Annotated in this window: 11 protein-coding genes; all 11 read right to left on the bottom strand. The window is 37.8% G+C overall.

Features of this window, described 5'->3' with window-relative positions; all coding sequences use genetic code 11:
- Positions 1-115: 115 nt before the first annotated feature.
- The 11 genes from IE155_RS17455 to IE155_RS17405 all read right to left on the bottom strand — a co-directional run bounded on the left by IE155_RS17455 (position 116) and on the right by IE155_RS17405 (position 14,199).
- Positions 116-964: an alpha/beta hydrolase gene (locus IE155_RS17455; RefSeq protein ID WP_229817442.1), complete on the bottom strand. Its 849-nt coding sequence runs from the start codon at positions 962-964 to the stop codon at positions 116-118.
- Positions 965-997: 33 nt separating this feature from the next.
- Positions 998-4,765 carry a translocation/assembly module TamB domain-containing protein gene (locus tag IE155_RS17450; protein ID WP_189379581.1) on the bottom strand — a complete coding sequence of 1,256 codons (3,768 nt, stop codon included), beginning with the start codon at positions 4,763-4,765 and terminating at the stop codon, positions 998-1,000.
- Positions 4,762-6,516: an autotransporter assembly complex protein TamA gene (locus tag IE155_RS17445; RefSeq protein WP_189379579.1), complete on the bottom strand. Its 1,755-nt coding sequence runs from the start codon at positions 6,514-6,516 to the stop codon at positions 4,762-4,764. Before IE155_RS17445 ends, IE155_RS17450 begins: the two co-directional genes overlap by 4 nt.
- Before the next feature lie 130 nt (positions 6,517-6,646).
- Positions 6,647-7,207, bottom strand: a complete 561-nt coding sequence (locus IE155_RS17440) for an ankyrin repeat domain-containing protein (RefSeq protein WP_189379577.1) — start codon at positions 7,205-7,207, stop codon at positions 6,647-6,649.
- Positions 7,208-7,231: 24 nt separating this feature from the next.
- The gene (locus IE155_RS17435; protein WP_189379576.1) at positions 7,232-7,585 is read right to left on the bottom strand and encodes a hypothetical protein; all 354 of its coding nucleotides are present in this window, start codon (positions 7,583-7,585) and stop codon (positions 7,232-7,234) included.
- A 359-nt stretch (positions 7,586-7,944) separates the two neighbouring features.
- Positions 7,945-8,184 (bottom strand): hypothetical protein, encoded by a 240-nt coding sequence (locus tag IE155_RS17430; protein ID WP_189379574.1) that lies wholly within the window; start codon positions 8,182-8,184, stop codon positions 7,945-7,947.
- Positions 8,185-8,257: 73 nt separating this feature from the next.
- A complete protein-coding gene (locus tag IE155_RS17425; RefSeq protein WP_189379572.1) occupies positions 8,258-8,992 on the bottom strand; it encodes a hypothetical protein in 735 nt (244 codons plus the stop codon).
- A 286-nt stretch (positions 8,993-9,278) separates the two neighbouring features.
- Entirely contained in the window at positions 9,279-9,500 is a 222-nt protein-coding gene (locus IE155_RS17420) for a penicillin-binding protein (RefSeq protein ID WP_189379570.1), read from the bottom strand.
- A 131-nt stretch (positions 9,501-9,631) separates the two neighbouring features.
- Positions 9,632-10,942 carry an amino-acid N-acetyltransferase gene (argA, locus tag IE155_RS17415; RefSeq protein WP_189379569.1) on the bottom strand — a complete coding sequence of 437 codons (1,311 nt, stop codon included), beginning with the start codon at positions 10,940-10,942 and terminating at the stop codon, positions 9,632-9,634.
- Between the two features lie 45 nt (positions 10,943-10,987).
- The gene (gene argH / locus IE155_RS17410; protein ID WP_189379567.1) at positions 10,988-12,937 is read right to left on the bottom strand and encodes an argininosuccinate lyase; all 1,950 of its coding nucleotides are present in this window, start codon (positions 12,935-12,937) and stop codon (positions 10,988-10,990) included.
- A gap of 2 nt (positions 12,938-12,939) precedes the next feature.
- Entirely contained in the window at positions 12,940-14,199 is a 1,260-nt protein-coding gene (locus IE155_RS17405; protein WP_189379565.1) for an argininosuccinate synthase, read from the bottom strand.
- Between the last annotated feature and the right edge of the window lie 49 nt (positions 14,200-14,248).

Genomic DNA, 14,248 nt, shown 5'->3' with positions numbered 1-14,248 from the left:
TGGGTATTTATTATTACTCATAACATCTCTCATCATACTTCATTTTCTAAATAAAAGATGTCTACATTATTTGGGGAAGATCATAATGCTGAATTGCTTATTATTGAATAACAAGTTACTTCGAATAAATCCAATGTAACCCCTGAATAGCTGTTGTCGGAAAAGCCGTTTCATGGTTTGCTTCGGGGATCACTATTATTTTTGCTTTAAGGTTAGGCTGATCCCACGCCAACATGCTTTGATAGAAGGCTTGAGCATCACCCACCATGTCATGTTGCCCTTCAAATGCAGTTGTCTCTAACGCGCCTACAGAGATAAACACATTCGCATGTATACTTTTTAGCTTTACGTTATTTTCTAACTGAAAGATAAATTTATTATCAAACCAATATGAGGGGCTACCTAGTATGTAGTTTTTAAATAGTTGTGGCTTAGTTAATAATATATACGTACCAAATAAGCCACCCAGAGAATTTCCAATAAACGTGCGATCGCTTGGGTCAGTTCGATAATTATTGTCGATAAAATTAATGACATTATTCTCAATAAAGTCTAAATGCTGTTGAGCGCCACCTGTTTTTTGTTTCCAAGATTTATTGATTGATGGCGTATAGTCTCGCACTCGGCTGGCATCTCCTTTTAAGCCTTTAGCGTATGAAATTCCCACAATAATCGCTTCTTTCATTTTATTCACGTTCATCGGGTATCGCGTTGCACCCGACACAATTTGAAAGGCATACCAAGCATCAGTTAAATAAATAACAGGATAATGTACATCACTATTTTTACGATAGGATTTAGGTAGCTTAATAAATAGCGGATAAACCTCCTGACTTTTTGGGTCTTTTATCTCCACAACGCTTGTTCTAGGTATTTGAAAAGGCGTGTTTTCTGCCGCCATAGTTTTTAAAGAGGTTAACGCTAATAACATTAGCAAAGCAGGAAGAGTGTTTAATGATGACAAATGGAATTCCTTATGACTTATCTCAAGCTCAGATCATTTAATATCAAATGAGTAATAAATATCAGCTGAGTTTTCTAACCCCGAAACTGTTTCTACCCACAAACGATTTAACAAATAAAACCTAACTGTTAATTCATTTATCGGCTCCATAATGCCTAAGCCATATTTAATATACACTTTGTCGCCTAAGTAACCTGCTATCGTGGCTTGTTTTTCGTCGCCGTCAATTTCAACACGGTTAATTAATGGTAGTTTTTCAATTTGATCGAGCACACCCGAAAAGTTAGTAATCGCTGTACCTAATGCCACGCCAATGGCGGTATTGCTGTCGCCAGTTTCAGCGTCTAAACCTCTACCGCGTACCAGATATGACAAGGTTTCTGATTGCTGCATGGTCGGATTTGAAAATAACTTTATATCCAAGCTGTTTGTCAAGCCTGTTGCGTCGATACCCACCACAATGTTTTCTTTTTCAATAGTGCGAGTCGCTTGCATTGCCACATAGGGATTATTGGTGGGGCCGTTAAACGTAATGTTGCCTTTGGTAATGGACAAGTCTTGCCCATAGGCTTTATAACGACCTTGCGGAACTTTCAAATTACCAAAAAGTTGTAATGGCTGCTGAGGTTGTTGACTGACTTGTAAATCACCTCCAAGTCGCCCCGTAAAGCCTTGGCCTTCAACCTTAAACGCATCAGCAATAATTACCCGAATATTGGTTGATACATCAAAGGGCTTTTCACTTACCACTTTTTCGCCATCGTCATTCACAATAATCACATCTTTACTTAGGCTAACACTACCTTGTGGCAGTTTATCAATAGTAAGTTTGCCATCGAGTATTTCTACATTACCTGATAATTTAAGTGCTGAGGCCTGTATCTGTGCATTCAAATGTGGTGATAGCGTTAACGTAAGATCTGGTGGTACTGAAAAACTTAATGATTCACCATCAAGATTGAACTCCCCTTTTAATTCGCTTTGCCAATTAGCATTACCAGTAAGGGTAGCCGTAGCATTATTAAGGTTTAATCCGCCCGTCACTTCTGCATTATTACCCTTAAAATCAAGCACTAAGTTAATGTCATCGAGGGTATTCATATTACCAGAAATTTTAGCTTTCCCTTTGGTCAAGGCGATATTACCGTTGATCAAAGGGTTATCTAACGCCCCTTCAACAGTAAGTTGTGTACTAACCCCTCCTTCCAAAATGGCAAGCTCTGGCACCAATACAAGTAATGGCGAAAGACTGAAATGGTTGATGAAAACATTTCCCTGTTCAATGCGGTTATCAGTTAATGAAAACACACTAGACGCTTTTATTATTTCAGTATTATCAGGGGCATATAACGCAAAACTTCCATCTACTTTATTATTGTTCATGTGTAAATTAAGTTGCCCACCTTGCCATTCAAGCAAGCTATGTAGTGTTTCATCTTTTGTGGTTTTTATATGCCCTTCGCTGATTGATAATTGGCTATTAATCATTGGCATAACATTTGGCTTCCAAGCAATAGCAATATCGCCATCTAATGCCCCTGAAACATTAATATCATTTGGAATAAACGGTGCTAACAGTTCACTATTTAATTTTAACGACGCGGCTAACTCGCCTTTAGATAATTCAATTGTAGTGTTGTTGTTTAAACAAACTTGTGCACCTGAACCAAGCCAACAATGCTTATTAATAGCTAACGTATTTTGATTATTGTTGTAGATAAAGTTAAGGGTTTCACTTGCTTCAAATGCTTGCTTATCTATAGAAAAAGAGGCTTGTTCGGTGCTTATTTGTATACGCTGATTTGCGGGTGAATAATCACTATTGAGTAGTAAATTAACGCCTGAATCACCCTGCCAGTTTACACCCACTTGTTGCTGATTTAAGTCTCCAGTACTGCTTAAATCGATATCATGAATAGTATGTGAATTTCGGTTAATTTTTTCGCTCGTGATCGAAACAGTATGTTTATGATTATCCAATGGATGATAATTGGCTTCGAAATTAATCGCATCACTGGATATTTGCTGAACAAACAGATTTTTTAATTTACCTTTCAAGTTTATTTCAGGATGAAGCGCAGGACCAGAAACGGTAAAGTTAGCACTTAGTGCACCTTCAACATCATTTACTAAGGCATTTACCTGCTTAATTTCACTGGTGCCTGTAACATGCCAATTTTCATCACTATAGCCATTAAAGTTAAGTGCTACACCCGCATAATTAAGTTGAAGGTTACTCTGAGCAAGCTCTCCTTTATGATTAATATCAAGATTACCTTGCGCGTTAAGCTCAATCTCATTAATTTCACCTAATATCACAGAGTCAGTTACGGCTATCGCCCATTCCTTTTCATTCCAGTGCCCTGTACTGTGAATAACCCCCTGTAGTCGACCTGATATACGCGAGTCGATATTGGGTAAAGTGATACCTGTTGTATCCACTTTTACATCCCAAGATATATGCTCACCTAGTTGCAACGCCCCTAGCAAATTTAGGTTGTTTTTTGAGGTCGCATCATTAAACGATAAGGTATTAATGCTAAATACTTCTTTGTCATAAATCGCGTTAAACTCAAGTACTGCATCTTGGTAGCCAAAACCACTGATATTACTTTTTAAATCGATAGTGTGATAATTAACATCGCCTTTACTATTTAGCTGTAATGATGAAGGGGTAACAACATTGGTCATATCCGTTGGCAAGGTAAATTGAGTCACATCGGCGTTCAATTGATATGGTAATTTTTGATTAGTAACATCCACTAACATGTCAGCTTTTAAAACTAACTCGCCTTGGCTGTTTATCTTGGTGATTAACTCGGATAAATCACCTTGTATTAGCACTTGTTGTTGAGAATTATTAAGCTGGGGAACTTGTTCAAAGTCAGTAATATCACTAGTGAACTGTATATCAACAAGGTAAGGAGGCACAAAGGTAACCGTACCTTTAAGCCCTAAATCACCAATATCTTTAACGGTAGAAGACAACGTTTTAATCGCCAATTGCGATTTAAACCATGTTAAAGCCAATTGAGTATTCTCTGAAGCTAGCTGTAATGGCTTATCTCGATTTGTATCACTGAGAGTGACATGTAACGCATTTATAGTTAACGGCTTCATAGTTAAATTAATGGGTAAATAGAGCTCGGGAAGTTCTGCTAATGGCCACGTTTGGTTAGCATTATCAACAATTGGCGTTGTCGATGTTTGTTGGTTAGCAATACTAATATCCGCAGTAGCTAATTTCGATTGCTCAATATTAAGCGCCAATATGTTGGAGAGATTTTTACTAATTGAAAGCGCACTAGAAAAATCAGTTAAGGTTATTTCTGTTGCTTGAGTAACGCCCTGATTAACACTTTGCATATTAATTTGAGCTTTTGCTAACACAAATTTTTTCATTTTGACTGAAAAAGGCAAAGATATGCTGGCAGATTTATCAGGTGTTTCGGTAACAGCGTTGTCTATTGGCGGCGTTTCACTTGCTTTGGTATTCACTTGTAGTGATCCAACACTCAGTTCATCAATACATAATTGGTTTTTCCAGAAACACCGTAAATGTAACTGCAAATGCACCTCTTCAGCATTTACGGTGATACCTTCCTGATCAATACTAAGCTGACTAATCATTAAGTTATTGAGTAAAGAACCACTTTCATACTCTATATGAACAGAAGATGCTTTCTTGACAAAATAAAATGATAACTGCGCGCCCCAAGACGTGGAGAATAAGATAGCCACAAAGCACAGTAATCCCGTGATTAAGCCTAATAAACTATAACTAACGCGTTTATAGGTCATAAATCTGCACCAATACTAAAATGAATACGCCATGAGGGATTTTCCTCACTTAACGAGTACCCTAGCGCAAACCTAATGGGACCTATAGGGGAAATATAATGTAAGCCTGGACCAACAGAATAAACAAGATCGAGCTTATCCGTATTGTTAACACTACCCGCATCAACAAATAATGCTCCTCGCCAAGTATTGGAAAAATAATATTGGTACTCTAAACTGGCAACGACAAGATTAGTACCGCCAATTACTATTTCATCACCTGAATCATCGCCTTGTGAAAGTGCTAATTTAGGCCCGATTGATTGATATGCAAATCCACGAATACTTTGGTCACCACCTGCATAAAAGCGTAATGAAGGCGATAAGTCTTCTTCAAAATCTTCATCAACAAGCACATACCCAAGTTCAGCACGTGCCACTATTCTATGTTTAGGCGACAGCGAAGTAATATATTTCCAGCGCGCATTAAAGCGTAAAAATGACGTTTCAGAAAGCACCTCTTCATAGCTTCCCTCTAAATTATAATATTGCCTAAAACCACTACTCGGATCGAGTAAAGAGCCTTTTCGATCGACATCTGACCACGAAAAACCTGGAATAAAATAACTCGCATCATCGTAAACACCATCCGTATGCCACTCTTCGGTTAAGTGTCTTAAATAGGGTTGACGCAAAATATCATTTTCTAAATATACACGGCCTACTTGGAATGAAAGAAAACCACTAGTTAGCCCACCATAATCATTTTGCTCTAGCTCTGTTTGTAATTGCAAAACATCATCGTTGGGGTGCGACAAGGGAATACTGTAAATAAAGTACCCTGTTGGATTAATTTTCGAGTAAGACAACCTTAATTCTTGCCGATGACCATAGCGATTAACTAACGGCGTTTTCCAACCAAAAGAAAATCGTTCTTTGGTATCGGTTGCGTAACCTAAGCCTAAATTAAATTGATGTTGCTTGGCTTTTTCTAAGTAGATGTCAACAGGTAATATATTATCTGTTGTGTTGTCGGTGTCAGGGCGAACAATTACATTGCTAAAATACTGGGTTTTATCGAGTTCATTCTGTAAATTTTGCAAAAGTGATTGTTGATAAAAATCGCCATTTTTAAATGGCACTAACGGCGCTAACACGTCAGCATTCATATCAAATTCACTAAACTTTACTTCCCCAAATTGATAACGAGGACCACTGTCAAAATGAATGAGAATATCAGCCGTTGCTAAGTTTTTATTGATAGCAATATTTGATTGCAGAAACTTGCTATCGAAATAGCCACGCTCTAAGCCAAGCGAAACCAAATCAGATTTAAATTGCTCATAAATACCATGATGTAACGTATCGCCTGATTTAATAGGCGCATTGCTTATTTTCGCTAAAAAAACCTTGTCAGTTAACGCATCCCCTTTAATATTCACTTCCACTTTATTTATTTCAGTGGGTTGGTTAAGTATGACTTGTACGGAAAGTGTCCAAGCCTCATTATCAAGAGGTTTATCAACGCGAGTGGTGACCACAGCACGATAATAACCTAATGCTTTTAAAGCATTTTGGGTTTGTTTTTTCGCAGAAAATACAAAAGCAGCACGTTCAGTTTCATTCTCAGGCAACTCGCCCAAGTATGCGTTAATGTTTTGCGCTATCTCATCAGGTAAATCATCTAAAATGTTAACTGAAAGTACACTTGATGTCGCAAAAGGAGAAATTAATAATAAAATTATTAATAATAGGAAAAAACGACTCTGCATTAAGCTTGTTTACCAATAAACGTTAAGAAGTTGAATATAACCGTAGCATAACAGTAAATGATGTTTGGCTGAACGCAAGTTTTGTTACTTACTGTAAACTTTAGGGCGTGTTGTTATCGCTTTCTATACCCTATTCTGACATTTTTTCATATAATGCGATCACTTCCACATTTTCAGATTTTACGGCTTGAATATAGGCGGTTCTGCCCTTTATGTCTTGATAATCAGGATCTGCGCCATGAAATAACAGTCGCTCAGTTACTTTTGAATTATTTTGTTCGGCAGCCAATAATAAAGGCGATTTTTTTAGAAAACCTAGAATGATATTAACCTCAGCACCATGCGACACAAGCTCATCGATTATCTCAGGGTGTTGATTTTGATATGCAGCAGCGCTTAATGCCGTGCCGTTAAAATCAATATCACGTTCATTTACATCTACGCCTCTGAGGATAAGCGCTTCAATAATTTTAGGGTTACTTGTTATAGAAGCAGCCCACATAAGTACAGGACCGTTTTTATTATTTGGCAAAAGCGCTTCTTCTGGAATTTGATAGACATCATCTACCGTAGCAGATTCCCAAAAAGCTTCCGTACTAAACTCTTGATAAGGGTTACTAACTTTTACATAAACAAGTAACACAATAGCTGCAATAAGAATAATAATTAATTTAGGGTTTACCGAATCCATGTAAGCCTCTTAGATAATTGGTTGTTACAACGGTTTTGACTCGGCTTTTGAAATTTCTTGACCACCAAAAACAAAACACAACATTAATATTAATTCATCAATAAGCCAAAAGCTTGATAATCCTGTAGTTATTATTACCACCATCAAAACAATGCCCGGAATAAAAAATGTAAGAAACTTATCTTTTCGCTGGCTAGGGAATAAGTATAGATATAAAAAAACTAAAGCAGCCCCTATAACTGAAGACAACAAATAAGGGAGCAAATTGACAAGGGTTAATTCGATTTCATCATAAAATCCGCGTAACAAAAATAATGTTACGGACATGGTAATACACATGATGAGTGAATTTTTTATATTGCGAGCGGTAATGAGCATTTTGACTATCCTTATCGTTGTAGCGCTTTACTAAGCGACTGAAAATGTTGGTTACTATAAGCAAGATAAGCGTAAAGGACTAACTCTTTTTGTCCGTTTGATTAACTTATACATAATTTATTTGCCGTATTTAAGATCAAAAAGTTCTTTAAGTAAATCTGTTCTTTGAACATTTGATTGACCAACAATGCCGATAGCAATAATCAATACAATCACTGCACTACTTAAATTGATACCTAAATTTAGCCCAAAATACGCAAGCAATAAACAAGCGAAAAATAAAGAGGTGATCTTCCCCCGATAAAGTGGATGGTGTCCACTTTATCGGGGGAACTTCAGATTTCCGTTTAATGTTCTTGTTAGCTATTGCTTTCGCCACTGTCCGAATAAAGCCAATCGGTAAATTTAGAAATTAAGTAATGGAGCGGGACAAATATGATTAGATATAAGCCTAAATCCATCAAGAATGATAGCTCTTGTAAATAAGTAAAACTATCTTCTACAGTTCGTTTCATAAAAATAGTAAATAAGGCTGATAGAAATATTGCTACATATCGAGAAAACTCATTACGTTTTTTAGGTTTTACTTCCTTGTGCACCACATACTCTCCAAAATAGCCCAAATAAGGGGCTGATAATTGTTGGCTAAAATGTCCCGTCTTAATTGGCTTGTTAGAAGGTGTTTTTCACAAGCCAATTAGCGCCGTCTATTAACTCATTCACTTGCTCTTTTGTCGGTTCAATATCTTTCTTATGTGAGCATATATTGCGAATATCGGCTAAATAAGTAACTTTACGCCACGTGGGTGTATCAAAGATACCTTCATTTTTTAAAGGATCATTTAAATCACTTATTGTTGGATTTTTCTTTCTACTCGTTATGTTGTGAGTTTTTGCTAATTTTTGAAGGTGATTTTCAATTATTACTCCAGTTAAAGAGCCTGCGGCTCTTAAACTCACTTTTATTAACTTCCTAGCTGTTTCAAGTTCAGCGTCTTGAATATCAGCCATTAATTCACTATCTATATTTGTAAGAATAGAACTAATTCGACCAACTAATGAATTAACAATTGCTAACTGATTCATTAGGTTTTGAGCAGTTTGATTTCTTGTGTTAAATCCAGGGTGTCTATGTTTATTTGGGGCAACACCCTTAAGAAAGTCTTGAATATAATAAGTACCATACCCCATGCTTTTTCTTTTAGGATCTATTTCATAATATGACTTAAATTCAGTTAACCTATCTTGAGCTAATAGTTCAACAACTCTAATAGCTTTCGTGTACCAATTCTGATACTCGAAAGTAAAATCTTTTTTGCTATCTTCTGACTGTAAATCTGAAACTACTACAACACCTTCTTTATAAAGGGCAGTTAATTCTTCGGAGATCGAGGCTTTAGTATCCATGCACACCTTCTAACAGCTTAATAAAAGGAATTTTTCTCGCCTATTACTCAGCACGATCAATCTTCCTTAATTTCTTGATGGATTCACGATATAACGTAATCGGTTAAATTTCAAAGGTAATTTAGTTTTAGGGTTGATGGATACTGCGTGAAAACGAGAAAACGGGTTGGTTATATCTAGGTGCAGGTTATTTTAAATAATTTACTGAAAAAATTTGTAAAAAAGTCCGGTGTTTGGTCGGTATACACACCGACCTTATTTTGAGTTTTCTTGGTTTATTACCAAATCAATAGGTTGAGTTAGGCGTATTCTCAGGATTTATTTCGCCATAAACTTCATCAGGATCCACATCATTAATTAATAATACCTCTCTCACTGTTTGAATATGATCGAGTACTTTTTGGTAACTATCTCCATACTCATATTTAGTGACTTCAATTGGTCTTGGCATATAAGTAAAGGCTATTTTCAATGCGTTTAAAGAAGACTGATTAATTTTTTCACTCATTTTCGGACTCATTCTCTCATTATTTTTATTCATCACGGCTTAATCGGTAGCTAATTTCCACAGGCAGTAAAATTCACCTTGATGATTTTATTACCATCAAGGTTACTCGATTAATTATTTAAAAACAAAGCCTAAATCTCTTTAATCAATACCTTGGATTTACGTTGAAAGTTATACATTTGTTTTTTACCTTCGGGTAAATCTTCCATTGAACGTTCAATAAAACCACGCTCTCTAAACCAATGACCACTAACGGTGGTTAGCACAAACAAAGAAGTTAAACCAAGCGCCTTCGCTTTTAGCTCTATTGCTTCCATTAAACGTTCACCACGATTGCCTTTTCGATAGTCAGGGTGAATAGCGACACAGGCAATTTCACCCGAGCCGGCTTCGATATAGGGATACAGCGCCGCACAGGCAATAATTACATCTTCTTTTTTAATCACAGTGAAGCGGTCTATTTCCACTTCTAATAACTCACGTGAACGTTTGACGAGTATGCCTTCCGCTTCTAACGGGGCAATTAATTCTAAAATACCACCAACATCGTCAATAGTAGCGGTAAATTCTTGCTCTTTATGATCTTTGGCAATTAACGTTCCTGCCCCATCACGGGTAAATAACTCTTGTAATAAAGCCGTTTCGCTCTGATAGCTAACACAATGGCAACGCTCTACACCATTTTCACCACATTGAATGATCGCTCTTAATAGCAATTGGCGCACATGGCAGTCTTTATCGTCCAGTAAGGTTTTTACTCTACGAATACTACAGCTACGAATAAGTTCGCCTGATTCGTCTATCAAACCATCGTCTTCGGTTAATGTAATTAACTTATCAGCTTTTAACGCAATCGCTGTTTGTGTGGCAACATCTTCTAACGCTAAATTAAAAACCTCGCCCGTTGATGAATAACCGATTGGCGAAAGTAACACTATCGACCCATAATCAAGTTGCGTTTTAATGCCGACTTCATCAATTCTTCGAACAGTCCCGGTATATTTATAATCAATGCCGTCGCGTACCCCCATAGGTTTTGCAATAACAAAGTTACCGGTACTAACGCGAATTTGCGAGCCATGCATGGGCGAATTTACTAGCCCCATGGTAAGCAATGCTTCAATATGTAAACGTAGTGAACCTGTGGCATCTTTAACGGCAACTAAGGTTTCGGCATCAGTGACGCGAATATTGTTTTCAACTTGACGTGGTATATTGCGTTGCTCCATACGCTCGTCAATTTGTGGGCGTGAACCATGCACTACCACAAGCTTTACCCCTAAACTACGTAGTAAAGCAATATCATGAATAATATTGGCAAAATTAGGATGAAGAACGGCCTCACCACCAAACATTAGTACGACGGTTTTTCCACGATGCGCATTAATATAAGGCGCTGCGTATCTAAACCATTTAACGTTTTCTTTATTACTATTAGCCATGTGTCCGTTCTTCTTAAATTACTATTTTACGTTAACTATTCGTGATTACTTATTATCTGCAACCAGTGGAAATAATATATATTCCATTGCCACTTCATCAGCCGGATCTTTATGAGGACTCGGTTCGCTGTCTTCAATAATATTGTCAGCCAAAGACGCTTTATCGATAAGGTTAAAGCCTAATTTTTTGAAATATGTTGGGATATACGTCAGTACAATAATTTTTTCTAATTGCATTTGATGAGCAAAACCAAGTAAATATTGAACAAGTGCTTGCCCTTGTCCTTGACGATGGGCATTTTCTTCAACCACAACAGACCTAATTTCAGCTAGCCCTGTTTGATAGATATAAAGTGAAGCACAACCAACAACATCTCCGTCAATTTCAGCAACTACAAAGTTTTGAATATCGTGAATAATATTGTCTCGGCTACGCGGTAAAATTTCACCTTTGTCGGCCCAGTAAGTGGTTAAATTAAAAATACTGTCAACGTCAGTCATTCGTGCTCGGCGTACGGATAAAGCCGCTGCACGTTGTGCATTCAAACGTTGTTTCACCTGCTTTAACGCAACTTTAACTTGTTCTTTACCCGGCGCGCCTACCACTTGTTCATTAAGAATTTCACGATCACCCGACTGTATATTATCAAGGGCTTTTTGAACTTGCGTACGTGATGTGCCGCCTAAGGCTTCACGCTTATCTAAGGTTGATTCAATAGATAAGTGTTGATACACATCTTGTTCGATACATTCACTAAATTCTTGTAATTGGGTTAAGGTTAAATCTTCTAATGGGCAGCCTTTATCAATTGCCGCTAATACTACTTCGCCAACAATATGATGCGCTTCACGAAACGGAATATCTTTACTGACAAGATAATCAGCCAGTTCCGTGGCGTTCGCATAGCCTTGTTGCGCCGCAGCTAAGGTACGAGAGCGATTAACTTTTAAGCCATCGGCCACTAAAACCGCCATTTCCATACATTCTAGCCATGTATCTAGGGCGTCAAACATGCCTTCTTTGTCTTCTTGCATGTCTTTGTTGTAGGCAAGAGCCAACGCTTTCATAGTCGTTAACATACCCGTTAATGCACCAAAAACGCGCCCCGTTTTACCGCGAATTAACTCACAGGCATCAGGGTTTTTCTTTTGCGGCATTAATGATGAACCCGAGCTAACTAAATCGCTCATTTCAACAAAGCCTGCTTCACCTGAATTATAGAAAATTAAGTCTTCGGCAAAACGTGATAAGTGCATCATTGAAATACTGGCCGCTGCAATTAATTCAATCACATGATCGCGATCTGAAACGGCATCTAAACTATTCATGGTGGCCGTTCTAAAACCTAAGTTATGTGCTAACGCATTACGATCAATCGGATAAGCCGTTCCTGCCAATGCGCCAGAGCCTAGAGGTGAAACATCTAAGCGGTAAATTGCATCTTTTAGTCGGCCAATATCACGGTTAAACATTTCAACGTACGCTAAACACCAATGACCAAAGGTTACTGGTTGCGCACGTTGTAAATGCGTATAGCCCGGTAAAACTGTATCTTTTTCACGTTCAGCTAAATTCATCATCGCTTGCTGTAAATTAACTAAGGCTAGCAATAACTCGCCACCAGTTTCTTTACACCAAAGCTTAAGGTCAGTGGCTACTTGGTCGTTACGACTACGCCCTGTATGTAGCTTTTTACCTAAGTCGCCCGTTTTTTCAATTAATTGAATTTCCACCCAACTATGAATATCTTCAGCGTCAGAATTAAGTATCTGTTCAGGGTTTTCTTCAACTGATACTTTTAATTCATTTAATGCTGCGGTTAGCTTAGTTAATTCATCATCGGTAATAATACCAACGGAATGAATAGCGCCAGCCCATGCAATGGAGCCGACAATATCCTGTACTGCCATGCGGTAATCTACCGGCAATGAGTCATTAAATTTTTTAAACTGCAAGCTTGCTTGCCCTTTAAAACGTCCGCCCCATAAAGCCATGTTTATTTTTCCTTCTCAGATAAAGCGCCCTTTTGAGAAAGTGCTGTAATACGGCTAGATAAACTGAATAAACGAATAAAACCTTCAGCATGTTTTTGGTCGTACACGTCATCAGCGCCAAAGGTTGCAAATTCTTCAGAATAAAGCGAGTTAGGTGAACGACGTTGAGTAACTTGTGCGGTACCTTTATAGAGTTTGACTACCACATCACCGGTTAGTTTTTCAGCAAAAGACGCTGCGCCAGCTAATTGCGCTTTGGCTAATGGGGTAAACCAACGGCCGTCATAAATAACATGTGAAAATTCAAGGCCAATAGATTCACGATATTTTAATGACTCTTTATCTAAAATTAAGGTTTCAAGGCCTTTGTAAGCGGCCATTAAAATAGTACCACCTGGGGTTTCATAACAACCACGAGACTTCATACCTACTAAACGGTTTTCTACAATGTCAATTCGACCAACACCATGTGCAGCACCTTTAGCATTTAAATACATTAACGCGTCATGCGCAGGCGAACCATTGGCCTTAAAGTCTTGTCCGTCTACTGATACAAGCTCACCTTCCACAAAACTTAATTGTACGCGCTCTGCTTGATCGGGAGCATCTTCAGGGTCCACTGTCATTGTCCAAACTTCTTTGGACGGCTCACACCATGGATCTTCTAACTCGCCACCTTCATGTGAAATGTGCCAAGCATTCGCATCGCGGCTATAAATTTTTGTAAGTGACGCTGAACACGGCACATTTCGCTCAGCTAAGTAATCAAGTAAGTCTTCACGAGATACCATGTCCCATTCACGCCATGGTGCAATAACGGTTAACTCAGGCGCTAAAGCAGCAAAGCACGATTCGAAACGTACTTGGTCATTACCTTTACCTGTACAACCATGGCATAAAGCATCTGCACCTACTTTTAATGCTACTTCAACGTGGGCTTTGGCAATAACTGGACGTGCCATTGAAGTACCTAATAAATATTGGCCTTCATAAACAGCACCTGTTTTTAAAATGGGATATATATAATCTTTTACATATTCTTCTTTAAGGTCAACTACGTGACACTCTGAAGCACCAGAAGCAATTGCTTTTTCTTGAATGCCAATAAGTTCTTCTTCGCCTTGACCAACATCAGCACAAAATGCGACAACTTCACAACCTTCATAGTTTTCTTTTAACCATGGAATAATGGCTGAGGTATCTAAACCGCCTGAATATGCTAATACTACCTTTTTAATTTTTTTCTTCGCTGCTAAAGCCATGTTTGTTTCCTATAATCTCTTAAATTATTTACAATTTTATTAAATTGGT

The sequence above is a fragment of the Thalassotalea profundi genome (assembly GCF_014653195.1).
Lineage (GTDB): Bacteria > Pseudomonadota > Gammaproteobacteria > Enterobacterales > Alteromonadaceae > Thalassotalea_B > Thalassotalea_B profundi.
The sequence above is the reverse complement of the archived record's forward strand: the minus strand, read 5'-3'. Positions and strand labels throughout refer to the sequence as shown.